This is a genomic window from Colwellia sp. MB3u-45, from assembly GCF_014077005.1.
Lineage (GTDB): Bacteria > Pseudomonadota > Gammaproteobacteria > Enterobacterales > Alteromonadaceae > Cognaticolwellia.
Window position 1 is genome coordinate 1 of the sequence record NZ_JACGVC010000044.1, and the last position, 25,911, is coordinate 25,911.

24 protein-coding genes are annotated in these 25,911 nt (G+C 39.8%); 11 read left to right on the forward strand and 13 right to left on the reverse strand.

What is annotated here, in order from left to right; genetic code table 11:
- Positions 1-205: 205 nt before the first annotated feature.
- Positions 206-556: a DUF3718 domain-containing protein gene (locus H4J41_RS05300; RefSeq protein WP_182135961.1), complete on the forward strand. Its 351-nt coding sequence runs from the start codon at positions 206-208 to the stop codon at positions 554-556.
- A gap of 46 nt (positions 557-602) precedes the next feature.
- Here the strand turns inward: H4J41_RS05300 and H4J41_RS17720 are convergent, their stop codons facing one another.
- From H4J41_RS17720 to H4J41_RS05355, 11 genes are all read right to left on the reverse strand, one after another.
- Entirely contained in the window at positions 603-2,165 is a 1,563-nt protein-coding gene (locus H4J41_RS17720) for a sulfotransferase (RefSeq protein ID WP_182135960.1), read from the reverse strand.
- Positions 2,166-2,209: 44 nt separating this feature from the next.
- Positions 2,210-3,004, reverse strand: a complete 795-nt coding sequence (locus tag H4J41_RS05310) for a DUF1338 domain-containing protein (protein ID WP_182135959.1) — start codon at positions 3,002-3,004, stop codon at positions 2,210-2,212.
- 291 nt (positions 3,005-3,295) lie between these two features.
- On the reverse strand, positions 3,296-4,768 hold the full coding sequence (gene astD, locus H4J41_RS05315; RefSeq protein WP_182135958.1) for a succinylglutamate-semialdehyde dehydrogenase: 1,473 nt from the start codon (positions 4,766-4,768) through the stop codon (positions 3,296-3,298).
- A 49-nt stretch (positions 4,769-4,817) separates the two neighbouring features.
- Positions 4,818-5,834, reverse strand: coding sequence for an arginine N-succinyltransferase (astA, locus tag H4J41_RS05320; RefSeq protein WP_182135957.1), 1,017 nt, complete (start codon positions 5,832-5,834; stop codon positions 4,818-4,820).
- Positions 5,835-5,905: 71 nt separating this feature from the next.
- Positions 5,906-7,120 (reverse strand): aspartate aminotransferase family protein, encoded by a 1,215-nt coding sequence (locus H4J41_RS05325; RefSeq protein ID WP_182135956.1) that lies wholly within the window; start codon positions 7,118-7,120, stop codon positions 5,906-5,908.
- A gap of 493 nt (positions 7,121-7,613) precedes the next feature.
- On the reverse strand, positions 7,614-8,759 hold the full coding sequence (locus H4J41_RS05330) for an HDOD domain-containing protein (protein WP_182135955.1): 1,146 nt from the start codon (positions 8,757-8,759) through the stop codon (positions 7,614-7,616).
- Positions 8,760-8,884: 125 nt separating this feature from the next.
- Entirely contained in the window at positions 8,885-9,493 is a 609-nt protein-coding gene (locus H4J41_RS05335) for an aminodeoxychorismate/anthranilate synthase component II (protein ID WP_182135954.1), read from the reverse strand.
- 104 nt (positions 9,494-9,597) lie between these two features.
- On the reverse strand, positions 9,598-10,668 hold the full coding sequence (locus H4J41_RS05340; protein WP_182135953.1) for a biotin-dependent carboxyltransferase family protein: 1,071 nt from the start codon (positions 10,666-10,668) through the stop codon (positions 9,598-9,600).
- A complete protein-coding gene (pxpB, locus tag H4J41_RS05345; protein WP_182135952.1) occupies positions 10,665-11,468 on the reverse strand; it encodes a 5-oxoprolinase subunit PxpB in 804 nt (267 codons plus the stop codon). The genes H4J41_RS05340 and pxpB overlap by 4 nt, the downstream gene beginning before the upstream one ends.
- Position 11,469: 1 nt before the next feature.
- Positions 11,470-12,213: a 5-oxoprolinase subunit PxpA gene (locus tag H4J41_RS05350; protein WP_182135951.1), complete on the reverse strand. Its 744-nt coding sequence runs from the start codon at positions 12,211-12,213 to the stop codon at positions 11,470-11,472.
- A gap of 14 nt (positions 12,214-12,227) precedes the next feature.
- Positions 12,228-13,457, reverse strand: coding sequence for a YcbX family protein (locus tag H4J41_RS05355; RefSeq protein ID WP_182135950.1), 1,230 nt, complete (start codon positions 13,455-13,457; stop codon positions 12,228-12,230).
- Between the two features lie 216 nt (positions 13,458-13,673).
- Here H4J41_RS05355 and mpl point away from each other — a divergent pair, with 216 nt between their 5' ends.
- On the forward strand, positions 13,674-15,041 hold the full coding sequence (gene mpl / locus H4J41_RS05360) for a UDP-N-acetylmuramate:L-alanyl-gamma-D-glutamyl-meso-diaminopimelate ligase (RefSeq protein WP_182135949.1): 1,368 nt from the start codon (positions 13,674-13,676) through the stop codon (positions 15,039-15,041).
- Between the two features lie 403 nt (positions 15,042-15,444).
- Here the strand turns inward: mpl and H4J41_RS05365 are convergent, their stop codons facing one another.
- Complete coding sequence (locus H4J41_RS05365; RefSeq protein WP_182135948.1) at positions 15,445-15,738, reverse strand: hypothetical protein; 294 nt, start codon at positions 15,736-15,738, stop codon at positions 15,445-15,447.
- Between the two features lie 252 nt (positions 15,739-15,990).
- Here H4J41_RS05365 and H4J41_RS05370 point away from each other — a divergent pair, with 252 nt between their 5' ends.
- From H4J41_RS05370 to H4J41_RS05405, 8 genes are all read left to right on the forward strand, one after another.
- Positions 15,991-19,281 carry an amidohydrolase family protein gene (locus H4J41_RS05370; RefSeq protein ID WP_182135947.1) on the forward strand — a complete coding sequence of 1,097 codons (3,291 nt, stop codon included), beginning with the start codon at positions 15,991-15,993 and terminating at the stop codon, positions 19,279-19,281.
- A 459-nt stretch (positions 19,282-19,740) separates the two neighbouring features.
- Positions 19,741-20,685, forward strand: coding sequence for a DUF523 and DUF1722 domain-containing protein (locus H4J41_RS05375; protein ID WP_182135946.1), 945 nt, complete (start codon positions 19,741-19,743; stop codon positions 20,683-20,685).
- 64 nt (positions 20,686-20,749) lie between these two features.
- Positions 20,750-21,169: a GNAT family N-acetyltransferase gene (locus H4J41_RS05380; RefSeq protein ID WP_182135945.1), complete on the forward strand. Its 420-nt coding sequence runs from the start codon at positions 20,750-20,752 to the stop codon at positions 21,167-21,169.
- 114 nt (positions 21,170-21,283) lie between these two features.
- Complete coding sequence (locus H4J41_RS05385; protein ID WP_182135944.1) at positions 21,284-22,084, forward strand: formyl transferase; 801 nt, start codon at positions 21,284-21,286, stop codon at positions 22,082-22,084.
- A 116-nt stretch (positions 22,085-22,200) separates the two neighbouring features.
- On the forward strand, positions 22,201-22,482 hold the full coding sequence (locus tag H4J41_RS05390; protein ID WP_182135943.1) for a putative quinol monooxygenase: 282 nt from the start codon (positions 22,201-22,203) through the stop codon (positions 22,480-22,482).
- Positions 22,483-22,540: 58 nt separating this feature from the next.
- Complete coding sequence (locus tag H4J41_RS05395; RefSeq protein ID WP_182135968.1) at positions 22,541-23,251, forward strand: DUF6445 family protein; 711 nt, start codon at positions 22,541-22,543, stop codon at positions 23,249-23,251.
- Positions 23,252-23,319: 68 nt separating this feature from the next.
- Positions 23,320-23,928: a DUF2238 domain-containing protein gene (locus H4J41_RS05400; protein WP_182135967.1), complete on the forward strand. Its 609-nt coding sequence runs from the start codon at positions 23,320-23,322 to the stop codon at positions 23,926-23,928.
- Between the two features lie 10 nt (positions 23,929-23,938).
- A complete protein-coding gene (locus H4J41_RS05405; protein ID WP_182135942.1) occupies positions 23,939-24,106 on the forward strand; it encodes a hypothetical protein in 168 nt (55 codons plus the stop codon).
- Between the two features lie 35 nt (positions 24,107-24,141).
- Here the strand turns inward: H4J41_RS05405 and H4J41_RS05410 are convergent, their stop codons facing one another.
- Positions 24,142-24,681 (reverse strand): NADPH-dependent FMN reductase, encoded by a 540-nt coding sequence (locus H4J41_RS05410; RefSeq protein WP_182135941.1) that lies wholly within the window; start codon positions 24,679-24,681, stop codon positions 24,142-24,144.
- A gap of 134 nt (positions 24,682-24,815) precedes the next feature.
- Between H4J41_RS05410 and rluF the strand changes: the two genes are divergently transcribed.
- On the forward strand, positions 24,816-25,802 hold the full coding sequence (gene rluF, locus H4J41_RS05415) for a 23S rRNA pseudouridine(2604) synthase RluF (protein ID WP_182135940.1): 987 nt from the start codon (positions 24,816-24,818) through the stop codon (positions 25,800-25,802).
- The last annotated feature ends 109 nt before the right edge of the window (positions 25,803-25,911 follow it).

Sequence of the window (25,911 nt, forward strand, 5' to 3'; positions counted from 1 at the left end):
GCCCATTAGTTTCTTTTGCTATAAGAGATTTAAAATCAATGGATTCAAGTGTGATCATAACGACTGATATCAATGTATGAAAAATGAAACCAATTAGATCACAAATTTAATCAAAATGGTATTACAACTATTTTTCAAGTTTACGTCACTATATATAAACAAGGTTTTACTGGTGCTTAATTAATTATTCTTAGGAGAGTATCAAATGACTGTAAAAAAACTAGTTTTAACGATATTTATGGTTGGGGCTATATCTACTATGAGCCAAGCAAATGAAATGGTTGCGGCTGATGATTCTAATTTCACTCAATTATGTATGACCGCGTTAGTAGGCAATCGCGCAGCAATGCATAACAATATTAAATCGTCGGGTTATAGCAAGCTATTTATCGTTAACAATGTGCAGTGTAATGGTGTGAGTATTTTGGCCTTTGTTCAGCAGCATGGCAAAAACTCAGCTGCTATGTTAAGAATATTAGACCGAAGCGAGCATAGAGCATGCATCAAAGACATAAAAAAAAATAATCGTGCGTCTAACATAGTTGTAGTAAAGTAATTAAAAGTGAGAGTTATAGTTAAATCATCATAACTCTCACCCTTATTTAAGCACTTTCTAGTTTTTGCAGGCGTGTGCTAAACGGAGTTAAGTTTCCTTGCACTGAAAGGTTAGTATTAATTGAAGCTTTATTAATCGGCTTTCTAACTTGTCCAACACTGGCTGTTTGCACTAACGCATTGTTTTTGTAGAAGGATAACATTTGTGCTTCATAGGCTAAGCCCATGTGATGAAGGCATTTTTTTAATGTTGCTTCAGGCTTGTTAATGAGATCTTCATAGTTGATTTCTAATATTTTTTCACCCAGCAACGACTGCCAATGCTTGGCAAGACGGTTTTCATGATGGAAGAACTCAGCAATATTCTCTAAGTTATAGCTCCAACCAATTCCTTGATTGAAAAAATTACGAAAACAAGACCAAGCATTATCTGCTGGGTTTCTGGTAATGCGAATAATAGCAGCGCTTGGGAACACTTTAGACATTAAGCCTAAATGGTGATTAAGACTTAATGTTTTATCGACAATAGGTTTATCTAAGCTAAATTGTTGGGCGCGTAAGTGTTGATAGTCTGAGTGTATTTTTTGAAAGACAGCTAAGTTATCTGCTGACTGGTAATCTGCCAATTTATTGAGTTTAGCCTGGCCAATTTCTGCTGTTGAATAACTTAAATACTTTAATTCACCACCTTGGTCAATAGCGCTATGGGCACTGAGCATTTGTTGCAGTAATGTTGTACCACTGCGCGGCAGACCAATAATAAATACTGGCGGACAGATTTTAGGTTCATCTAAGCTTGGTAACTTCGCTAAATATTCGGCATTTTGATGAGTAATAATGTCATCAATAAAATCACTGTGTTGCTTGGGAAGGTAAGACTTTTCATTATGCATTAAACTACAGCCGCGTGAGAAATATGCGAATGCCTGCTGGTCATCTTTTACGTCTAGTGATGCTTTACCTAAGGCAAACCAAAATGGTGCATTGTGTGTACTTTGATCATTGGCAAACTGCTTTTGCATTGAAGTGATTTGAGCATAAAGCTCATCATTTTCTGAAAACGGGTGAATAGCCGCGAGTGTTAGCCAAGATATGGCTGATTTTGGGGCAACTTTAACTAATTCTACTAAGTATTTCTTAGCAAGTACGATGTTACCTATTTGACTATGAGTAGTGCCTAAAAAGTGTAATACGTCGGGTGTGTTTTTTTCTTTCAACAGTGGGGTTACAAGCTCAATTGCCGCAGTTATTTCTCTGCACTCTGCTAAAATTGCTGCACATTGAATAATGCGCTTGGGTTCGTTGGGCGAAATTGCTAAATATTTCTTGCTGCAATTAACGGCGTTTTCATACTCACCTATCGATATGGCTAACCTTGTGATGGCACCCCAATTATCTTTAAGAACGGCATTCTTAGCTAATAATGCTTTGATTGTTTTAGCTGCGTTAGTACGCTGTTGATTTTTTACATCTTTTAAGACACTGTTGGCCAGTTCTAAGTCAGTCAATTTGTTATCTACATCAAAAAATGGAATATAAAGGTTACTACAATTTGGCGTTGAGTTGGAGTTAAAGAAAGGTAGAAGGTAAGATAAAAAGTTACGGTTCACCAAAAACCATGATGGATTTTGGTGAACTGTGTTAATTGTGCTATTTAAGCAGCATTAGTGCTTTCAAAAATTTTATCGGCAGATGCAGCAACAAAACCTGTGTAAAGTTCACCGTTTTCCATCGGGTAGCGTTTGGCAAATTCATAAAAACAGCTTGGAATGGCAAGGGTTTTATCTGAGAACTCAACTAAGGCATGATCAGCCATGGTGGAAGATTGCTCTAGTTTAACGGCTTCATCACCTTTGATTTCTCCACCGGCACTATTGAGCGTAAAACCGTTGGCTTTAACTTCGGCATTCACGGCTTCAATTGAGTCATAGTTTTCTAAGTGGTTAATGCTGACCGTAAAATGGTTGGCGCGGTAGCCCCAGGCAGCAACCCATGCGGCGTATTCACTTTCGGCCAACAAGTCTAGATATTCTTGGTGGCTAACTTGCCAATGAGTGCCTGAGTATAAAAAGCTATCAAGGTTAATATCCGCTTCATTAATGCCAGCAACCATTTTCTCAATAATAGCTTGTACGGGTAACGAAAACTCTTCTACTAATAGCTCACTGATAAATACTTTTGGTAAATTAGTGTCTGAGTGCTCAAAGTGTTTTGCGTATAGCTTTTTTGCCACAAAGTGGTATTCACCACATTCTTTGTAACCTAAGTTAATCAAATGCGTAGAAATTTTTGTGATATTTACTTTCGCAATATTAAAAGTGCGGTAAGCAACATGGTCGTTGATTAAATCGTCACCGGTACTTAACAGCTGGTGTAATTTATGAGCTGAAGGTGTGACCTCTAAGTAGTTTTGCCAAATGTTATTAAATAAATTTTTAACGTGTGTCATGTGAAAATCCTAAATGCATAAAGTAAATTAGTGTCAGTAGCGTAAGTTGGCTGAATGGTATGTAAGGCTATTTATTATTTAAACCAGTAGTTAAACAACTAGTTAACTCAGTTTTTAACTTGGTCTTTCACTAAGCATTTAACTCGGTAGGTAAATAATTTTTAGGACAGCACACTAGGTAACCACTCAGAACAGGTGGCTATATTTGATCGATACTTTTGAAAAAGCTGGGACGGATCCCAGCTTTTTTTAATGGACAGTGCAGTTTCATTTCAATTAAAATTTTGCAGATTACTTAATTGATAAACCAGGGCTTAATGTCGCTGGTAATGATACTTTTTCAGCTTCAACTGAAGCCACTGGGTAGGCACAGTAATCAGCAGCATAAAATGCGCTGGCTCTGTGGTTACCGCTGGCGCCAATACCACCAAAAGGTGCGGCACTACTGGCGCCAGTGATTGGCTTGTTCCAGTTAACGATACCAGCACGAATACGGCGGAAGAAGTGAGTATATAATGCTTCGCTGTCGCTCAATAAGCCAGCAGATAAACCAAATGCCGTATTGTTAGCTTCATTGATCGCGGCATCAAAGTCAGTATAGCGATACACTTTTAATAATGGGCCAAAATGCTCATCATCTGGCATACCTGAGATGTTGGTTACATCAACAATACCAGGTGAGATAAAACCCGTACCTACTTCAAGGTGCTTCATCATCACAAGCGATGTTGCGCCAAGGTCAAGCAGCTGTTGTTGTGCGGCAACTAAACTTAGCGCAGCTTTTTCAGAAATCATCGAACCGATAAAAGGTTGTTCTTCATCGTCAAAATAACCAATTTTAATGGCTGCTGTACTCGCCACTAATTTAGCTAAAATAGCATCGCCTTGTTCACCCGCTTCAATAAATAAACGACGAGCACAGGTACAACGTTGACCTGTAGTAATGAAGGCTGATTGCAAAATGTCGTGTACTACGGCATCGATATCACTGACATCTTTAACAACTAATGGGTTATTACCGCCCATTTCTAGCGCTAAAATTTTACCAGGTTGGCCACCAAATTGTTCATGTAGAAAGTGACCTGTAGTCGAACTGCCGGTAAAAAATAAGCCATCAATTTGTGGGTGATTGGCGAGTGCTTTACCCGTTTCAACTTCACCTTGAACCATATTGATTACGCCAGCCGGAAGACCTGCTTGTAACCATAGTTTTAAGGTTTCTTCAGCAACCATAGGCGTTAATTCGCTTGGTTTGAATACGATGGTATTACCGGCAATAAGTGCAGGAACGATATGACCGTTGGGCAAGTGACCAGGGAAGTTATAAGGACCGTAAACGGCGACAACACCATGAGGCTTATGACGAATAAAGGCTTTTGCACCTGGCATTGGGTTTTCAACCGTGCCAGTACGTTCTTCATTGGCGCGTACTGAAATCGCTATTTTACCTACCATAGCGCCCACTTCTGTGCGGGTTTCCCAAAGTGGTTTGCCGGTTTCAAGCGCAATAGTGGTGGCGAACGCTTCTTTGTTTTCAGTCAGTAATTCAGCAAACTTCACGGCAATAGCAATACGTGCGTCAATGGTCATATTAGACCAAGTGTCGAACGCTGCACGCGCAGACATAACAGCTTCGTCAACTTGTGCTACAGAAGCGGTATTTCCTTGCCAAATGATTTGATTTTTAGCCGGATTTTTTGAAAAAATTTCATGGCCTAAACCTGCTGTCCAGTGACCATTAATAAGTTGTATATTGTGTGACATAGTTGATTCCTCTGTGCGTTTATCGCTCATGAGTGTATTAATTAGATGATTAATTTGAAATTAGGCGCACCCAATCTCCTTCATTAACCATTAGCGCATCAGCAACCGCTTGCGATACCACGACTTGATTCGCTGTTTCACGTAATAACACGGCGGCTTGTGTTGCTCTAAAATCTGCTACTTTGCGATTACAAATAATATAATTATTGTCGGTTGCTACTTCGCCAATCAATACTTGGCATTGTTGACTTTGACAGACAGTTTTAACTAAGGCTGTTTGTGTTTCAACCGTTGGGCCGCCATCAAAAATATCGACATAACCACGACGGGAGAAGCCTTCAGCTTCAAGTAGTCTTAACGCTGGCACTGTTTTTGGATGTACCTTGTTAATCACCCGTTGTGCTTCTGGGCTCAACAAGTTGACATAAATCGGGTATTTTGGCATCAGCTCAGCAATAAATACTTTTTTACCTATACCGGTAAGGTAATCTGCCGTCGGGAAATCTAGCGAGAAGAAGTGCTCTTCTAGCCACTTCCAAAAAGGTGATGAACCGTCTTCGTCTGAAACACCGCGCATTTCTGCGATAACGGTTTCAGCGAAACGTTCTGTGTGCTCTGCCATAAAGAGAAAACGAACACGTGATAAGAAGCGTCCGTTACTATTCTTGCGATGACTTTCGCTCAAGAATAAAGTACAAATTTCAGAGGCACCCGTATAGTCATTGCATAATGACAATGTTTCAACGGTATTATATATATTAAGCTCACGAGAGCTGTGTACAACCTTACCTAAATGGTAATGATAAAATGCATCATCCAAACCCACCGCCGCTTCAATGCCACTGGTGCCAACAACAGCGCCTGTTTCGGTATCCTCCATAACAAAGAGGTAACCTTCTTTACCTGGCTCAGTAACCGAGCTTTTGAAAGAAACTTCAGCGTGAGAAATGCGATTTTTTAGCAGTGTTTCGTTGACCGGTAGTGATGTAAAACCGTGTCCTGACTCCACAGCAATGCGATGAAGTGCATCATAATCACTGTTTTGAATAGGGCGTATAATAATCATAGAAAACTCTCAATGAGACGTTCAAACACCTAAGTATCTTAAGGTATTTGAACGCTATAATAATGAATGACTTATTTAGCTAATTTAGCCACGGCTTTTTCAAAACGCGCTAAACCTTCTACAATATCTTCATCAGGTATAACTAATGAAGGGGCGAAACGCATAATGTTAGCGCCGGCAATAAGGGTCATTAGACCTTCTTCCAGTGCCGCATTTAACAATTCTTTTGCTCGACCTTTATATGCTTCAGTTAATACCGCACCAATTAATAAGCCTTTACCACGAATTTCGCTAAACATATGGTATTTAGCATTAATCGCATTTAAACCGGCGACATAAAGTTTTGCTTTGGCTTTAACTCCGTCTAGCACTTCAACCGTATTAACGGTATCAAGTGCTGCTTCGGCGACAGCGCAGGCTAATGGATTACCACCGTATGTACTGCCGTGCGTACCTACTTTAAGGTGTTGAGCAATGTCATTTGTTGTGAGCATAGCGCCAATAGGGAAACCACCACCTAGTGCTTTAGCTGAGGTTAAAATGTCAGGTGTAACACCTAAGCCCATATAGGCATATAGCTCGCCTAAACGGCCAACACCGGTTTGAACTTCATCAAAAATTAATAAAGCGTTATGTTGGTTACAAAGTTCGCGAACACCTTTAGCAAACTCATCTGTTGGTGAAACAACACCGCCTTCACCTTGTAATGGTTCCATGACTACGGCACAAGTTTTGTCAGACATAAGGGCTTTTAAACTGTCTAAGTTGTTATATTCAGCATGGTCAATGTCACCAGGTTTAGGGCCAAAACCATCAGAGTAAGCTGCTTGACCACCAACCGTAACGGTAAAGAAGGTGCGACCATGAAAGCCTTGTTTAAACGCAATAATTTGTGATTTTTCTGCACCAAAGTTTTCAAGGGCAAAACGACGGGCTAATTTTAAAGCCGCTTCGTTAGCTTCTGCGCCAGAGTTAGCAAAGTAAACTTTATCTGCAAAGGTGCTATCAGTTAATTTTTTCGCTAAACGTAATGCCGGCTCGTTAGTCATCACATTAGATAAATGCCAAATTTTATTAGCTTGTTCGGTTAACGCGGCAACTAATGCAGGATGACAATGTCCTAAACAGTTAACGGCAATGCCACCAGCAAAATCGATAAACTCACGATCTTGTTGATCCCAAACACGTGAACCTAGACCGCGAACAGGGATAACAGCAGACGGTGCATAGTTAGGTACCATAACATCATCAAATAACTCACGATTTACTGGGAAGTGGTTAGACATTGTAAATTCCTCTTATATTTAGGATAGTATAATCAATAGTTGTTTATTAGCTTTGGGCGTCAACGCTAGCAAAACTAAATGAATTAACTAGTATGCATTATTAACGGCAGGACTAATTAAAATAGGCACGAATTATGACAGAAAAAACACACAGTGTCTTGTCAAAATGCGCTGAAGCCCTTTTAAAATAAAGGCTTAGCCGTTTTTATTCATTATTACTGCATAACTATGTTTGCTGTTTTTTTTCACGAAAATGGTCGAATTCATTAATTCAATGGCTGTGGCTAACGCCTTATGTCACTTAGGGTGAACTGCAATTACTGGCAAGGTTTCATAATTAATCAAAAATAAATTAGCGTAATTTAGCTTTTAGCTGACTTTATCGCCATTTATTTGAACGTAAGCGTAATAAGCGTAAGGAGCTCAGCTGTTGCTAGTGACTGGAAGGGCAGGGTAAATTTACACAAACACTGCATTGAAAGGTCAATAGGCGCTAATTGAAGGTCAATTTTATATGCTTGATATCGCTTTTCTTGAGCAAGGCAATGTCATTTTTTGTTAGTTTACCCGCTGTGAGCAGTATTTTTGCTTCATCTGTGTTGATCAGATCTTCTTTTGCCAAGCTTCTAAAAGTGACATAAGCTTTGGCCTTGATGACTAGCTTAGCAATTGGGCACATGTGATCGATATTAACCGCGTAGGCTAAATCGAATAAGGGTTCAGTAATTTGTAAACGATCAAAACGCATGAGTTCAACCATATCTGCCGCCACTTTACTGCTGCGTTGAAGTAACTGCTCAAGCAATAATTCGGGTGCCACGTCGAGTGTCATTAAAGCATCATGGAGTTTTTTATCTTTACTTTCATAAGCGCTGCGCAGCTCTGCATTATAAAGCTCACTATAGGTATTTAAAACCCCACGGGTAACCGCAAATAAGCCTAAGTTACTTAACATGCCGGCGGTGAAGGCGGTAAATTCATCTAAGCCTTGCTCCTTGGCTAATAGTTGTGCCGCTAGCGCGACCGATAAACTATCGTTCCATAGTTTTCTTTTCATTAAAGGGTAAGGTGTTGTCTGGGTGGGTAACCAATGTTTGAGCATAAACATGGGCATGACCAATTTAAGGTTGTCTAAACCAACATAACTTAACGCCAAATGGGGCTCTGTTACTTGTATTTCTGAGCGTTTACGGTACTGAGGCTTGTTGACCAAATTGATTAATTCACTACATAACCAAGGTAATGTTTTCGCTAGTGGTGTGATGCGATTAATACTGGCGGCTTTTACTGCCAATATTTCCATAATAGAAGGTGCTGCATCTTCTATTTTTAACACATTCATGTAGAGGTTTTCTTTATTATCAAACTCTTTATCAACTTGGGCATTAACCCGCTTAAAAAACTGAGTCTTTACTTGTGTTTTAAAGTGTTCTTGGCCATGTGCTTGAATGATTTTTTTTTTGTTAGCTTCTTCTTCTACCGCCAGTAACTCACGTCGACGGTGAAACTGCTCACTGTCTTGTTGCTTAGTCATATTTATTTTGCCACTTTTTAGGTTGGCAAAGTCTTTACTAATCGTCAGACTCAGTGCTCGACTATAGATAGCGTAAACTAATTTATTATTTTCAAATATTTGCATCAGGACTTCATTATCAGTATTCGTTATCAATTTATAATATTTTGTGCTCACTAGGTTATCGGCCTATTAAGCTGTTTCATTAGGATCTATTGATTTTTCGAGGTTTATATTTTTATCTTAAAAGCTTAACTGGGCTCAGCATTATCATCTATTTTATTTGCATATTGATCAATAAAATTTTGCAGTAATTGGTGACCCTGTTCAGTTAACACAGATTCAGGATGAAATTGTACACTGGCAATGGCCAAATATTTATGTTGCAAGGCCATGATGTCTTGCTGTCCATTTTCAGTGATCCAAGCAGTTATTTCTAGTTCATCAGGTAAAGATTGTTTATCAACAATTAAGGAGTGATAGCGTGTAACGGTTAATGGCTGTTTTAATGTGCTAAATAAGCCTTGCTCATTATGGCTAATAACACTAGTTTTACCGTGCATAACTTTGCTCGCTTTAACGACTTTAGCGCCAAAGTGCTGGGCAATGCATTGATGTCCTAAGCATACGCCTAATATGGCAATTTGGCCTTTAAACCTCTCAATTATCGCTAGCGATAAACCCGCCGCGTCAGGGTCACAAGGTCCAGGGGAAATAACAATATATTGCGGTGCTAATGCGGCAATTTCCGCTAAGCTGATTTCATCGTTTCTACAGACTTTAACTTCCTGTCCCAGTGCTTGAAAATAATGCACTAGGTTAAAAGTAAAAGAGTCATAATTGTCGATCATTAATAACAAAGCAGTACCTGCGTAAAACCAAATCGTAAAGCGGGCGCTATTCTAAGCTTTTATCGATCGCCATTCTACCTTTAGGTTATCTTTAGCGCTTGCTAAAAAATGTATCAGTATAGTTTTTGGTAAAATGCGCGTAATTGCTGCTGGGCTTGTGGGTAAGTAATTAAGGTGAATGCCACTTCCGCCCCAGGACGCATTTGGCTTAAACGAAATAAGTCGGTTTGCATTACGGTGCCAAGCACGGGATAACCGCCCATGGTTTGTCGCTCTTTCATTAATATAATTGGTTGTTCGTTTTCAGGAAATTGTACCATGCCGTAAGTTACTGGCATTGATAATAAACACTGGCTGCGTAACGGCTGAGTCAGTATTTTTTTGTCTGGCGATGGCGATGAGGTTTGTGGGGGCTTAACCTGTAGACGATAACCCATGCGATTGCTATCAGGTGAAATAACATATTCAGTGGTTAAAAATTGTTGCTGTTGTGCGCTACTCATTTGTAAAAATAAGCGACTGGGCATAACACGTAAGGTCAGTTTTTGCTGCGGGTAAAATAAGGCTGGCGCCGTTGTCGGTCTATTTGCTTTTAGTGACGCTAGCTGAGTTTGTTGTGTTAGCGTGGCTTCAGCTAAAGGCTGATTTTTTGTTGAAAAATAAAGTTTACTGCCGACCCTTAACGCTTCGCCAGTGAAGCCTAAGGCCATTTCATTCACGGTTTGAGCTAAGCTGCCTAACCAGGGTTGTTGTGCTGTTTGGCAAGTAAAACCACCCAGTATGGTCAGATAACTATGTAACTGGGTTTTTGGCATAGCAAAGTCAATAATATCGCCGGCGAGTAGTTGATGGCATTGCCAGTTATTGATAGTCACATTATTGATTTTAGCTTGGCAGTCAGCGCCCGTTATCGCTATGGTGCAAGCGGCATTGGCTTTGAAACTGATTTGCCCTAAGGTTATTTCTATTGCCGCATCATTAGCTAGTTTATTATTTGTTTTGGCAATACTATGCACAGGCTTAATGCTGAGTTTATTAGCGATAAGTTGATTGGCACTAAGGAAAGCAAATTCGTCGGCGGCGCCACTGGCACTAAAACCAAGATGCTGAGCATTAAGGCGGCCAAGATCTTGAATACTTGCTTGACCATTCATGGTGATAATTTCAAGAAAATTTTGCTTCATTCTGCTAAACCTTGTTCTAATGCAAGAAATTCAGCTTTTGAAATAGCATAAAACTGCACATTTTGCCCAACCTGAATACTGGCATTGAACTGACCATGGTGACTTTCATACATAGGTAAGGGAGTTTGGCCGATAATATGCCAACCACCGGGACTTTCAATTGGATAAATAGCACTTTGCTGCTCAGCAATAGCCACAGCGCCCTTAGGTACTTTTATGCGCGGCGAAGACTTGCGAGGCAGCTGTAAACTTTCAGGTAAACTGGCCAAGTAACAAAATCCTGGCGTAAAACCTAAAGCATAGCCGTGGTAAGTGTGAGCACTGTGTTGTTTGATCACCTCATCCATTGACATATTACAGCGCTTGGCAACGTCGGCTAAATCCCACTCTTGCTCACGGTCGTAGTAAACCGGTATTTTAATGCAATGCTCATGGGCAGCTTGATGGGCTAATTTATTGTTTGGATTATTATCTTGCTCATCGCCATTGCTGTTTTTATGGCTAGCGTTTTTGGCAACGCGGTTAATTTTGTCGATCACTTGCAGGCTGGAGCTAAGTTGCGGGCAATAATAAACCATTAAACAATGATAGCTTGCCACTGTTTCTATAATTAACTCACCCAACTGCTGGGTAATCATAGCTTGTAAGGCAATAATTTCATTATGTTGTGTGAGCGATATTTTGGCTTGCCAGCTTAGTAATAAAGCGTTTTCTGCGACTAGGTCAATGGTAAAATTAACACCATGTTCAGTGCTATTGCTAACCTTGGCGTTAATACGCTCTCGATTATTACTGACCATATTAACGCGACCTTTGTTGATTAATGGTTTGGCGCAACGCTTTAATCATTGCCAAGGCGTTTGGCGTGTCACCATGAACGCATAAGGTATCAATGTGAAATTGCAAGGCTTGTTGATTGATGCTGAGTAAGGGTTGTTGATTAAGTATATCTTGGCAACGACTGACAACATCAATATTGTTGGTTAACACCGCACCGGCTGAAGTTCGTGGCACTAAAAAACCGTTATCCAAATAAGCTCGGTCAGCAAAAGCCTCAAAATAAAGCGAAAGATGATGTTTTTTCGCTATTTGCTGAAATTTATCGTTGTTGGCAATGGCTTGTATCATCAAAGATAGTGGCTTGTTATGACCAGAGTTCAGTTGTGAAATAGCCAAACAGACATCATCAAATAGGCTTAAGTTGGTCATCATATCGTTGTATAACGCGCCATGCGGTTTTACGTAGACAAGCTGAGCATTTTCAACCGTGCACAATGCCTGCAAGGCGCCAATTTGATATTGTACATTCGCGATTAATTCATCTTGCGATAGCTGGAGAGACCGACGACCAAAATTTTCTCTATCGGGGTAGCTTGGATGCGCCCCGATAATCACTTGATGTTGCTGGGCAAGTTTAATGGTTTTTTTAATGGTGAGGGGATCTGAACCATGAAAGCCACAGGCAATATTCGCCATATCAATCAATGGCATAATATCGGCATCGTTATTATGTTTAAACTCACCTAAATCACAGTTCAACTTCATGTTTTATACTCTATTTACTCATCACTGATGTTACGTCGTTTACGTACCGGATGACTAATAACCACATCGGTAAGCGGCGTACAACTACAACTTAATATATAGCCTTGTTGCTGCTCTTGGTCGGATAAACCATCTTGACAAAGTTGCTCTACTTCACCTTGTTCTAATTTTACTTTGCAGCTACCACACATGCCACCGCGGCATGAATAAGGCAATATTAAACCGGCATCTTCGCCTTGTTCAAGTAGGGTTTGCTTGTTATTACCGGTAATGGTTTTATTAAAGCTGCTAAAGGTGAGTACGGGTTTGTTTGTTTTAACGGTCAATGTTGAATCCTTTTTTACTTGGGTGGTGTTTGTCGCACGAATAACGGACTTACTTTTAACGGACTTACTGCTAACGGACTTACTGCTAACAGTAAATACCGGAGCTGCTTGGCGCTTTAATACTTCAAGGCTATCGCCACGTTTAATTTGGCCTTGATTAAGTGCTACTAAGTTTTGGCCAAATAAAATGTCACCATTAGCTAATTGGCGATAGTTTTTCAAAGCATTTAAAGGCTCTTGCTGGTGATGTTTTTCACTAGTCTTGGGATCAATAGTGGTGAAAATACAGCGCGTGCAAGGTGTGGTTATTTCAAACTCTACTTCACCAATGCGAATGTGCTGCCAATTATCTTCTGCAAAAGCATCGCAGTTATTCACGACGATATTTGGCCGAAATTGTGTCATGGAAATGGTGGTGGTGTCAGCTTTATATTGCTTATTTAAGTGATCAAGTGATGCTTGTGAAATAAGGAGTAAAGGGTAGGCGTCAGCAAAGCCCACTTGGCTATTTTTGTTTTTAACAAAACGTTGAGAATCTGCGCCAAAAAAGAGTAACTGGCAAGGTTTTTCAAGATAGTGACTAAACCATTGATTAATGTTTTCTCGACATTGTTGGGCATTAATAGTGTCATTCCACAGGTTAACAGCAATATACCCTTGGCAAAGGTGATGATATTCAATCACTAAAGCTGGCATGTTAGGCGCGATAATGACTAGGCCTGTTGCAGTTAAATTCGCTTGAATTAAGCATAAAGTGGGCTGCGTACGCGCGGTGATAAACTGCCCATCAGGGCTGGCAACAACAAAACGACGATCAAAGGCTAAGCCAAGTTCTTCAACCCAGCTATTTGATAGCTCAATGCTGGCGCTAGACTTTATCGGATAAACATAGATATTTTGTAGCATAGCCTGACTCATGAACGCTCTCAAATGTAACTAATGATGATGCTAACGGTTTAATTATTTACAGTGGCTAATTAATTATTTCCGTTAGGGTTAATCGTTTTGATAGTGGGGAAAATGCATCGACTTTGCAATATGTATTTTCGGTGGATTAAGGTATATTGCCCCATTGTGATTTAAATTTTAGCTCGAACTAGCCTACGCGCGTCAGAGTTATCTAAATAGGTTTTTATGCATATTCATATATTAGGCATTTGCGGCACGTTTATGGGCGGTATTGCCGCTATTGCTAAGCAAATGGGCTTTCGAGTTTCTGGTTGCGACGCCAATGTTTACCCACCCATGAGTACCCAGCTAACACAACTGGGTATCGAATTAAAATCAGGTTACTTAATTGAGCATTTAGACGATGAGCCTGATTTAGTGATTGTTGGCAATGCCATGGCGCGTGGTAACGTGATGGTGGAGTACATACTGGATAGAAAAATTGCTTATACCTCAGGCCCACAGTGGTTATTAGAGCATGTTTTAAAAGATCGTTGGGTGTTAGCGGTTTCCGGTACCCACGGTAAAACCACTACCAGCTCTATGTTAACCTGGATATTGCAATACGCGGGAATGGAGCCGGGCTTTTTGATTGGTGGTGTGCCACAAAATTTTGATTGTTCTGCACGCTTAGGTAATGCGCCATTTTTTGTTATCGAAGCAGATGAATACGATACGGCATTTTTTGATAAGCGTTCTAAATTTGTCCATTATCGTCCGAATACACTCGTCATCAATAATATGGAATTTGATCATGCTGATATTTTTCATGATATCAGTGATATACAACGTCAATTTCACCACCTTATTCGTATGGTGCCGAGCAATGGTCTTATTTTATCACCAAAAAATGAAGCTGCCATTACAGAAACACTGGCGATGGGCTGTTGGACACCCACTGAATATAGCGTTGTTGAAGCAGATAAACTCTTGGGTTGGCATGCAGAAAAATGTATGGCGGATGGCAGTGAATTTATCGTCAGCTTTAAAGGGGTAATACAAGGGCGAGTGAATTGGGCGCTAATAGGCGACTTTAATATCGATAACGGTTTAATGGCGATTGCCGCGGCGCGTCATGCAGGGGTGCCCAGTAAGGTCGCTATCGAAGCGTTAACAAGTTTTATTAATACTAAACGCCGACTCGAGCTTAAAGGTGAGGTGAATCAGGTGAGGGTGTTTGATGACTTTGCCCATCACCCAACCGCTATTGCCAAAACATTAGCCGGTGTTCGGGCAAATGTTGGCAGCAGGCGGGTGATTGCGATATTAGAGCCACGCTCAAATACCATGAAATCAGGTGTGCATAAAGACACCTTGGCAAAATCGTTATCCGACGCGGATATGGTGTTTGTCTATCAAGGCGAGCAAGTTAAATGGTCTGTAGAGGCATTAATTGCTGACTGCGTTCAGCCATGCTTTGTCAGTCAAGATATTAGGCAGTTGGTGGCCAATATTGTGGCGAATGCCCAAGCAGGTGATACGCTGGTCGTTATGAGCAATGGTGGATTTGGTGGTATTCATGAAAAACTATTGTTAGCACTTGCTGAGTTATAATTGTTATTTACATATGGCAAAAAAATTATGCCACACTAGGCTTATCAAGCAATGCTGATAGCTACGCCGATACTAGCGCCGATAGCAACACCGATAGTAATACCAGAACAAATTCTGCATCAGTATTTTACTTTAGCAAGCGCCATGAGTGCTTGCACAGTGAGACTTACTAACAGAAAGCATGCTATTGGTTGCTCGATGCACTTCACTTCAATTCAATTAAGTTAGTTAGTAGCTAAAGACACTAACTAATTAATATTAATCATGCAGATTTATTAACCTAAGTAGGGATTAATAAATCTGCATAACATAGCGCTACACTGATGATTTTTAATCAAGGTCTTCAATTTAAAGTTACTTATCTAAAGGTACTTATTTAACGGTATTAATTTCAGACAATAAACTAATCAGCATTCGCTGCAATTTTGCTTTTTGCTTTCAGGGCTTTAATATCAACACCATCAAGTAGCAGCATAACATCAGCAAGTAATCTTTTTAATTCAGTGACTTCAGTAGGAATGCTCTTTTTTATTTTTTGTACGTAAGCAATCGCTTCACGTTTTTGAATAACGTCTAATAGCGCTTTTAGGGTATGAGTATCATCAGCATTAATTGCGGGTAACTTTTGTTCACTGGCGACATTGTAAAGTGAATAGGTGGTCACTAAGCTCGCCTGTGCTTGTTTTAATCTTTCCATAAAAATTCGTCCTTGTTTTTATTTTTTTTATTGTTCAATTGTTATCGTAGTGTTGCAATTTGTTTGAATATCATACTTAAAAATAAAAAAGTTGTCTATTTTTTATTCATGATAATCATCATAAATATTTATATTTACCCCGCGCTAATAATGGGTGTTGAACGGTAAATAGCGACTATTTATCGCATTCGACTTAAATTTTCAATGCTGATGTGTTCTAGTAGGTAAATAACAATAATTAGGTGGAATTTAATGTCTAAATTTACTACTCGAATTTCTTCACTAGCACTCAGTGTTACCTTGGTATTAGGCGCTGGCCAACAGGCGTTTGCTGACAATGATGTGGCTAAAACGCCCGAAAAATCCGCCGCTGAAAAGTGGTCGGTCAACAGCCCCCAAGGTGAATTTACCAGCGCCAAAATTGACGTGCGCCAAGGTACTTGGATGAATGTTGATATTAGCCCAGATGGTAAAACCTTAGTCTTTGATCTATTGGGTGATATTTATACTTTACCGATTGAAGGTGGTGAAGCAAGCGCTTTGATGACAGATATTGCTTGGCAAATGCAGCCACGCTTTAGTCCGGATGGAAAGCACATTGCTTTTACCTCTGATGAAGACGGTGGCGATAATTTATGGATCATGAAAGCCGATGGCAGTGCGGGCAAAGCGATCAGTAGTGAAACTTTTCGTTTATTAAATAGCCCTGCATGGTCGCCTGATGGTAACTATATTGTTGGCCGTAAACACTTTACTGGCTCTCGTTCTCTGGGTGCTGGCGAAGTATGGATGTATCACAAAACGGGTGGCAACGGTGTGATGTTAACCAAGCGACCTAATGAACAAAAAGATTTAGGTGAACCGGCATTTTCAGCTGACGGTAAATACGTTTACTTCTCGCAAGACGCGACACCGGGTAAAACTTTTCATTACAGTAAAGACTCTGAGAAGGGCATTTATAAGATTAAGCGCTTAACACTGGAAAGCGGTGAAATTAAAGTGGTTATTTCAGGTAAAGGCGGAGCGATACGGCCAGTGCCGTCACCTGATGGTCAATATTTAGCTTATATTAGCCGAGACGATTTTCAATCTAATTTATACTTGTATGACTTAAAAAGTGGCGAAGAAAAGCTGATTTTTGAAAATTTAGATCGCGATATGCAAGAAACGTGGGCGATTCACGGTGTTTACCCTAATATGGCGTGGCTACCTAATAGCACTGGCATGGTGTTTTGGTCAGGTGGTGTAATTAATAAACTCGATCTTGAAAGTAACACCACTACGATTATTCCTTTTCATGTAAAAACCGAGAAAAAAATCCAAACAGCGTTACGTTTTCAACAAGATATTGATCAAGACAACTTTGACGTAAAAATGTTGCGTGATGTTGAAATATCGCCTGATGGCCGAAAAGTCGTTTACGAGTCAATGGGCCATATTTATGTTCGCTCTATTGCCGATGGCCAAGTCAAAGGTCAAGCCAAGCGTTTAACTAAACAAACATCACACTTTGAATTGAACCCTAGTTTTTCGCGTGATGGCAGAACAGTGGTTTATAGTACTTGGGATGATAAAAAGCTAGGTGAAATTCGCTCAGTATCATCACGTGGCGGTAGAAGCCGTGTACTAACCCAAGAGCCGGGCAAGTACATAGAGCCAAGCTTTTCTCCTAATGGTAAAACCGTGGTATTTCGTAAAGTCGCTGGTGGTTATATTACCGATCCAACTTGGGGCCTAAACCCAGGCGTTTATACGGTAAGTGCCAAGGGTGGTGCGCCAAAGCTGGTAACAGAATCAGGTTTACTGCCACATTTTGGTGCTAAAAATGATCGTATTTATGTTTTACGCAAGGGTGAAACACCGCAACTGGTGAAAATTAATTTAGATAATTCATCAAGTTCTAACAAAGAACAAGCGCTTTATCAGGGTAAGTTTGCTACCGAATATAAGGTGTCACCTGATGGTAAATTTTTAGCTTTTGCTGAACGCTTTAAAGTTTTTGTAACGCCATTTGTTGAACGTGGACAAGTGATAGATATTGGTCCAAAAGCGAAAAACTTACCAGTGAAAAAGTTGTCGTTACGTGCTGGTGAAGGTATCAACTGGAATGGCGAATCTAATGAGCTTTATTGGAGCTTAGGTCCAGATTTATACCAAGCAAGTGTTGCTGGCTTATTTGATATAAGCGATAAAAAAATAGTTGATAAAGACGAGGCTAATAGCCACGAAGAACAGGCTACAGAGTCATCTACTCCCGCGCCGCTGAAAACCTATTTAGGCTTTAAAGAAAAAGCGGATAAACCTTCTGGTCGTGTCGCTTTCGTTGGCGGTAAAGTGATCACTATGGAAGGTGAGCAAGTGATAGAAAACGGTGTAGTGCTTGTTGAAGGCAATAAAATTATTGCGGTAGGTAAAAATGGCCAAGTCGATATTCCGTCAAATGCTAAGGTGATTGATATTAGGGGTAAGTCGATTATGCCGGGCTTGATTGATGCTCATGCGCATGGACCACAAGGCAGTAATGAAATTATTCCACAGCAAAACTGGAAAAACTACGCAGGGTTAGCGTTAGGTGTAACTACAATTCACGATCCGTCAAACGACACCACTGAGTTTTTTGCGGCGAGTGAAATGCAAAAGGCTGGTGATATTGTTGGCCCACGTTTATTTTCTACCGGTAGTATTTTATACGGAGCCACGGTTGCAGGTTATACCTCGCATGTTGATAGCTTAGCCGATGCTAAATTTCATATTGAACGTTTAAAAAAAGCCGGTGTGTTTAGTGTTAAAAGCTACAACCAACCGCGTCGTAATCAACGTCAACAAATGATCCAAGCCGCGCGTGAAGCCGAAATATTAGTGGTACCAGAAGGGGGATCACTGCTACAACATAACTTATCTATGATTATTGATGGCCATACGACGTTAGAGCATTCAATTTCGACGGCGAAAATTTATGACGACATCAAGCAGTTATGGTCACAATCTGAAATGGCTTACACACCCACTATGGGTGTGGCTTACGGTGGTATTTCAGGTGAGCATTATTGGTATGACACGACAGACGTATGGCAGCATCCACGTTTGAGCCAGTATGTACCGAGCGAGTTTTTAGATCCGCGTTCAATGCGTCGTACCAAAGCGCCGCTGCATCATTACAACCATATTAATGTTGCCAAAGTAGCAAAAGAGCTGCAAGACTTAGGCGTTGTGGTTAATGCCGGTGGTCATGGTCAGCGTGAAGGTTTAGCCATGCACTGGGAAATGTGGATGATGGCACAAGGTGGCATGTCGCCATTAAATGCTATTCGTACTGCAACCATCGCACCGGCACATACCTTAGGTTTAGACAGCCAATTAGGTTCACTTAAAATTGGCAAACTTGCGGATATTTTAGTCATTGATGGCGATGTCAGTAAAGATATTCGTTTATCTGACAAAGTGATTTACACCATGATTAATGGCCGTTTGTATAATGCCGATACCATGAATGAAGTGGGTAATTACGATAATAAACGCGATAAATTCTATTTTGAAAAATAGCGTTTTAGTTTTATTTTATTAGTAGCTGTTGATAAAGCCCGGAAATATCCGGGTTTTTTTATGTTCAGGATAAAGGGTATGTCACGATCATATGGCCGTGCTTAGCCATCTCGGTCATTGCCTTTTTAGCGGTTGACGGACTAAAGTACAACCAAGAGAAAAATGGTAAAGCAATCGCCCAATACTAGATGATCATCCGTAAGTTCTATCTAGGTTGGACTTCAGTCCATCAAGTTAAATGAAATTTAACTGCTGTAGATAAAAATACCTAGCGAAAAAGATACCTGGCTACAGATGTTTGTTAACTTTTTAGGCATCAGGCTTCATCACCTAATAATAGTGTTGTCGAACAGAGCCGACTATATAGCTAAAATACTATTTAAATGATTATCTTAATTAGGCTTTTAGTTATACTGAAATTCAGCAAAAGCTAAAAACTTTCAGTCATAGGAAACAAGCATGGATAATAAACTATCAATCGGCATTAGTAGCTGTTTATTAGGTCATAAAGTGCGGTTTGATTCAGGTCATAAAAACAACGCATATATTAATAACACCTTAAGCGAGTACTTTGATTTTATCCCCTTCTGTCCAGAAGTGGATATTGGTTTAGGTATTCCGCGTGAAACCATTAGGTTAGTACTGATCGATGAAAAAGTGCATTGCGTTGGTTCAAAAACGCCAGATTTAGATGTCACTGAACGACTTAAAGATTGTGCTCAACAGCAGCAATCTTGGCAACAAAAGCTTAGCGGTTATATATTGAAAAAAGACTCACCCAGTTGTGGTATGGAGCGTGTGAGACTTTATAAAGGTGATATGCCAGATCGTATTGGCGTGGGTATTTATGCACAAAAATTGATGGAGAATTTTCCAGATTTACCCGTTGAAGAAGAAGGTAGGTTAGGTGATGCCATCTTGCGCGAAAACTTTATTCAACGGGTATTTATTTATGCTCGTTGGCAAAAACTATCGGCAGAAGTGTTTTCATTGCACAGCCTGAATTGTTTTCATGCTCAACATAAATACATTTTTATGAGTCATAGCCAGGCGTTGGCAAAAGAGCTAGGCCATTTCTTGGCGCAGGCCCATGCTGAGGTACCTAGTGAGGTCATGTCGCAATACTTGAAAAAAATGATGGTGATACTAAAAATAAAAGCCACTCGAAAAGGTCACGTGAACACCTTGCAACATCTGCAAGGTTATTTAAAAACCTCTATCAGCGTTGATGACAAAGCTGAACTAGTTGATATTATTGACCAATACCGTAATGGCTTACTGCCATTGATTGTGCCGATAACCTTATTACGCCATCATTTTCGACGCTTCCCACATGACTACATTACCGAGTCATATTATATGAAGCCGCACCCAAAAGAGTTGATGTTATTAAATAGTTTATAAACATTTCACTGACTTTTAGAAAAGTCAGTGAAAAAGCGATTAAGATCATTAATGGGAGTCAAGCGTGAAGATTGAAGTTATTGAAAACCCTGAAGCAGGGTTAATCGCTTTTTTAGATGAAAAAATTGCTGAATTTAACTGGGCGCATTGGGAAGTCAGTGAACGCAAAGCTATTGCAGTGAAGTTAAACGATGACAAAGGTGATGTTGTTGCCGGCGCCGCGGGACGAACTTTTGGTGATTGGTTAATGATCAACACCTTATGGGTATCAGATACACTGCGAGGCCAACAAGTCGGTAGCAAAATATTACATCAAATAGAGCAGGCAGCCCTAGCTAGAGGTTGTAATAAAGCCTTACTGGATACGTTGAATTTTCAAGCTATGCCATTTTATGAAAAACACGGTTATCAAGTGCAATGGACGCAGCAAGGCTATCCTAAAACCGGTTGTCGGTACTATATGATGAAACAGTTAAGCACATAAAATAATAGATTATTTTGGTTATTTTGGCTTTTATGGAAGTTTTAATGCAAGTTTATGGTGTTATCTAATTTTTTAGTTGAGCCACTTTAAATAATAGCTAGAGGAATGATTATCATGAACATTGTTTTATTGCTCAATAATGACATTGCCAGTAATTTGGCGTTAAATTTATTATTGCCCTCATTACAGCTGCATAATATTAAGGTGTTTTTATCCAGTAAAGTCGGTGGTAATAGTACACGCCCACGAGCCTTGCAGGAGTTAGCGCAATTTGAGCAACACGAGGTTTATCGCACGCTTGAGCAAGTACAGGTAAGTACCGAACTATCGGTGAATTTTAAAACTTATGCTGACATTACTCAGCAATACGCTATTGAGATAGAAACCTTAAATCAAATAAATTCAGTTGCTGGTTTGGCAAAAATTCAAGCATTTTCAGCTGATTTAATTATTTCTATTCGTTATGGGGTGATTCTAAAACCACCCGTTATTGCGCTGTCAAAATACGGTGTTATTAATTTACATTCTGGGTTATTGCCAAATTATCGTGGCGTTATGGCAACGTTTTGGGCGCTGTTAAATGGCGACAAGCAGTTGACGACAAGTTTGCACTTTATTGATGACAGCACGATAGATACGGGTGGTATTATTGCTAATTCAACATTGTCAGTGCAACAGGATAAGTCTTATCTGTGGCATGTGTTGTCTTTGTATGTCGGGGGGTGTCAATTGATCGAGCAAGCGATTAAGACGCTTGAACAGGGGGATGAACTCACAACGCTTGTTCAAGCGGGGCAAGGTCATTATTTTACTTTTCCAAGCACTGAACAAATTATGGCCTTTACCCGATGTTTTGGCGCCTTGTATGAGCCAAATGAAATAGTAGATTTACTCAGTGTGATTACTGAAAAATAGGGTGTTTAAAAAGTGACTACGGCACTTTAATGACAGTATCCTAGCGAAAAGTCAGACTTATAATAAACTAACCATAAACCCTTCATTATAATGAACAATCAGGTTTAGAGGTTATTATGAGTATAGTACGGGTTAATGAATTCACTGCTGCAGCAAAAAAGTCAGCTGAACTTTATACTTTTTTACAGGCACTTGTGCCCTATATTACAGCAGCTAAAGGGTGTATTTCCTGTGAGCTTTTAAAGCATCATGAGCATGGAGAGCAATTTATGATGATTGAGCGCTGGGATTGTATCGAAAGTCATCAGCTTGCCATTACCCATTATCCACAAGAAGACATGCAAGCGGCAATGAGTCTATTTGGTGTTGCGCCCAAAGGTAATTATTACAGGCTATGAGTTTAGGTTAATATTTTGATATTATTGAATTTAGTTAAGGATATAGAAAGTAATTAGTATGTATGAAAAATATGATGAAAATATGGTGTTACCTTCAATTCCATATAACTCGCCAACACTGCCTTATGAAAAACCAGAATTGGGGGTAAATTATTGGATTCAAGATGATCTTTTCCCAGTAAAGAAGGCCGTTGAGTTAGCGAATAAGTGCTATAACAAAAAGAAGTGGAAGTTAGGCTCACCCTACACTAAAGAACTTTGGCCAGGAATGCGTTCAAAAAACGCTTTAAGTAAAAGTGATTTACAATTTGTTGAAGATTGGGCGAAATCACAAGTTAATAAAGCTAATTTTTGGGTTGCTGAATCAGACAGTGTGGTGGTTGACAGTAATACGGCCATTTTGGTGGGAGCTGAAGAGGGTGAAGCAAGACCACATGTTGATAATCGAAAGTTATGTCGTTATGGCGCGGTATTGTATTTGAGCCAAAATCCGCCAGCGCATTCAGGCACTAGCTTTTATCGATTAAAATATGGCAATGGTGCTGCCGGTGGCAACTTGGTGCAAGCACCTTACTTAAATTTAGTTGATGCCCTTAAAGCCGATAGTTTACCAAAAGATGCTTGGTATGAAGATGTCGCCATAGAGAATAAATTTAATCGGCTAATTTTATTTAAAGGTAATATTGCTCATAGCGCCAGTGGTTATTTTGGCAATGAAAAAAGAACTAAGCGCTTGGCGATAACGTTTTTTTGGTTAGCAGAAGAGTAAGCTGAAATATGGCTACTAAGTTTATTTGGTCTATTAAATATGCCATTCATTAAAGAGTAAGTAAAATGTTGAAGGTTCTCTGGTTAGTGTGTTTTTTTGTTGTCTTGATTTGGTCTGGTATTGGGCCGAAAGATCAATTCACTTGGTTTTTAGAAGTATTGCCGGCGCTAATAGGTTTAGTATTGATAGTGATAAGTTTTCAGCGTTTTGAGTTAACGCGTTTGCTTTATAATTTGATATTACTGCATTGCATAGTGTTAATGGTTGGTGGTCATTATACCTACGCCGAAGTCCCCTTATTTGATACGATCGCACATTGGATGGGGTCTGAGCGAAATAACTACGATAAAGTGGGCCATTTTTTCCAAGGCTTTGTGCCCGCTTTACTTGCCCGTGAGATCCTTATTCGCAAAAGCATTGTTAATGGAAAAGCTTGGTTAAATGTCATTATTGTTGCTATTTGCTTGGCCTTTAGCGCCTTTTATGAATTGATAGAATGGTGGGTTGCTATCGCCTCAGGTGAAAATGCTGAAGCATTTTTGGGTACGCAAGGTTATATTTGGGATACCCAGTCAGATATGGCCTTAGCGTTATTAGGGGCGATTATTTCCATTATTGTCTTAGCTAAATATCATGACCGTCAACTGGCTAAAATTAGCGTAAGAGCAGCCAATTAATGAGTAACATATGACAGTAAATCAGGCGCTATTATGGCTATCAATCATTATATTCACTGTCTCTGGCTGTAGTTCTTTTTCTGTTGGCAATAGAGGAGGAACAATCAAAGTGGAGACTAAGGCCAAACAACCGAGTGTTATTGTTAATACTCAATTTAAAGACAGCGGTAAAACCTAAAAATCACGGCGTAATTTTTAGGTCTTTACTGAAAATTATGCCATTAAAAGTTTCACGGCGTTGAGTAATTGCTGATGTAATTCATCATTAGTGAGCTTAGTATTTTCTACGTCAAAGTTATCAAAAAAGTTTGGTACAGATAACGATGCTTTTACTTGGCCGTCGAAGTAAGGCGCTGAACCTGTCGCTACCGCTAACACACTGCCGGCACCACCTGGTCCAGGAGATGTGGCCAATAATAGCATGGCTTTATTTTGATAAACTTTTTTATCAATGCGCGAGGCCCAATCAAATAAGTTTTTATAGGCGGCACTGTAATTGCCGTTATGCTCAGCAAATGAAATAATAATGGCGTCACTTTCACCCAGTTTATTGAAGAAGGCTTTCGCGGCTTCAGGTTGACCTAATGCTATTTCCTTATCTTGGCTGAAAAGCGGTAGTTCAAAGTCGTTTAAATCGAGTATTTCAATGTCAACATTTGCCTGAACTTCAGCGGCTAGGTTAGCGGCATACGTGGCAAGTTTTTTGTTGATTGATTTACTGCTTGAACTTGCACCAAATGCGATTATTTTCATATTTATTCCTTGTTTATAACCTTGTTTATCGAGTTTTTTACAGCTTTTTGTAACATTGCTCTACAGTGTGACAAAATTTAGGTAAAATACCACCAATCAAATTTAGAATTTACTGATCTTATTTAGGATAGCCAGTGTCAAGTTACGAAAAACGTTTAAACAAATATATTAGTGACTCGGGCTATTGTTCGCGTCGATTTGCCGATAAATTGATCGAAAACAATCGTGTGACCATTAATGGCAAAGTACCAGAGCTTGGCACTAAAGTTGTGTCCGGTGATAGGGTTTGTATTGACGGTAATGAGATTAAAGCCAGCGCGAGTAATCATACCGACCGAGTTTACATTGCTTATAATAAACCCATTGGTATTACCTGTACCACTGAGCGGCAAGTCAAAGGTAATATTATTGATGCTATTGGTCATACTAAGCGCATATTTCCTATCGGTAGATTAGATAAACCCTCAGAAGGGCTGATATTTTTGACCAGTGACGGTGATATTGTTAATAAAATATTACGGGCAGAAAATGCTCACGACAAAGAATATATCGTCAAAGTTGATAAGCCGATCAGTGAGCGCTTCGTTGAGCGTATGTCAAAAGGTGTCCCTATTTTAGGCACTATTACTAAACCCTGTATTGTCAAACATGAGAGTAAATATGTTTTTCGTATTATTCTTACCCAAGGTTTAAATCGACAAATTCGCCGTATGTGTGAATATCTGGATTATGAAGTTATTGAGTTACAACGCTCGCGCATTATGAATGTTGAACTGGGCAATTTACGTTCGGGAGAGTGGCGCGACTTAACCACAAGTGAAATGGCGGAGATAAACACCGCAGTGGCAGGCTCTCGTAAAACCGCACTGGGTGATGACTTTACTGCAGTAGAAGTCACTGAAGCAGCAAGTACTGAAGCAGCAAATATTGACGATGACCATGCTGCAGTAGAGGTTAATGCTGAAGTTGAAAAAGTGGCTATAACAGATATCAAACATGCCAGTAAAACCATAGCGTCGAAATCACCGGCTGCTTCACGGACCTTAACCCGCATCGATGTGAAAAAACCCACAGCAACATCTTCAGGTAAAAAGCGTTTAAGTTTAAAAAATAAAAGTTAATTCAGGCAGAAAAATTAAGCTGAGTTATTAATTTCAGTGCCTAAAATTGGCTTAGGCTGACGCTGGATCTGAAGCGAATTTACTCACGTTTGATTTTGCTGACGCTACT

Excerpts from the sequence above, each read along its gene's own strand:
- H4J41_RS05325 (WP_182135956.1), bottom strand. The coding sequence starts at position 7,120 with ATGTCTAACCACTTCCCAGTAAATCGTGAGTTATTTGATGATGTTATG.
- H4J41_RS05405 (WP_182135942.1), top strand. The coding sequence starts at position 23,939 with ATGACAGTAAATCAGGCGCTATTATGGCTATCAATCATTATATTCACT.
- astA (WP_182135957.1), bottom strand. The coding sequence starts at position 5,834 with ATGATTATTATACGCCCTATTCAAAACAGTGATTATGATGCACTTCAT.
- mpl (WP_182135949.1), top strand. The coding sequence starts at position 13,674 with ATGCATATTCATATATTAGGCATTTGCGGCACGTTTATGGGCGGTATT.
- H4J41_RS05370 (WP_182135947.1), top strand. The coding sequence starts at position 15,991 with ATGTCTAAATTTACTACTCGAATTTCTTCACTAGCACTCAGTGTTACC.
- H4J41_RS05300 (WP_182135961.1), top strand. The coding sequence starts at position 206 with ATGACTGTAAAAAAACTAGTTTTAACGATATTTATGGTTGGGGCTATA.
- H4J41_RS05330 (WP_182135955.1), bottom strand. The coding sequence starts at position 8,759 with ATGCAAATATTTGAAAATAATAAATTAGTTTACGCTATCTATAGTCGA.
- H4J41_RS05365 (WP_182135948.1), bottom strand. The coding sequence starts at position 15,738 with ATGGAAAGATTAAAACAAGCACAGGCGAGCTTAGTGACCACCTATTCA.
- H4J41_RS05390 (WP_182135943.1), top strand. The coding sequence starts at position 22,201 with ATGAGTATAGTACGGGTTAATGAATTCACTGCTGCAGCAAAAAAGTCA.
- H4J41_RS05385 (WP_182135944.1), top strand. The coding sequence starts at position 21,284 with ATGAACATTGTTTTATTGCTCAATAATGACATTGCCAGTAATTTGGCG.
- H4J41_RS05375 (WP_182135946.1), top strand. The coding sequence starts at position 19,741 with ATGGATAATAAACTATCAATCGGCATTAGTAGCTGTTTATTAGGTCAT.
- astD (WP_182135958.1), bottom strand. The coding sequence starts at position 4,768 with ATGTCACACAATATACAACTTATTAATGGTCACTGGACAGCAGGTTTA.
- H4J41_RS05310 (WP_182135959.1), bottom strand. The coding sequence starts at position 3,004 with ATGACACACGTTAAAAATTTATTTAATAACATTTGGCAAAACTACTTA.
- H4J41_RS05350 (WP_182135951.1), bottom strand. The coding sequence starts at position 12,213 with ATGAAGTTGAACTGTGATTTAGGTGAGTTTAAACATAATAACGATGCC.
- H4J41_RS05340 (WP_182135953.1), bottom strand. The coding sequence starts at position 10,668 with ATGAAGCAAAATTTTCTTGAAATTATCACCATGAATGGTCAAGCAAGT.
- H4J41_RS05355 (WP_182135950.1), bottom strand. The coding sequence starts at position 13,457 with ATGAGTCAGGCTATGCTACAAAATATCTATGTTTATCCGATAAAGTCT.
- pxpB (WP_182135952.1), bottom strand. The coding sequence starts at position 11,468 with ATGGTCAGTAATAATCGAGAGCGTATTAACGCCAAGGTTAGCAATAGC.
- H4J41_RS05410 (WP_182135941.1), bottom strand. The coding sequence starts at position 24,681 with ATGAAAATAATCGCATTTGGTGCAAGTTCAAGCAGTAAATCAATCAAC.
- H4J41_RS05395 (WP_182135968.1), top strand. The coding sequence starts at position 22,541 with ATGTATGAAAAATATGATGAAAATATGGTGTTACCTTCAATTCCATAT.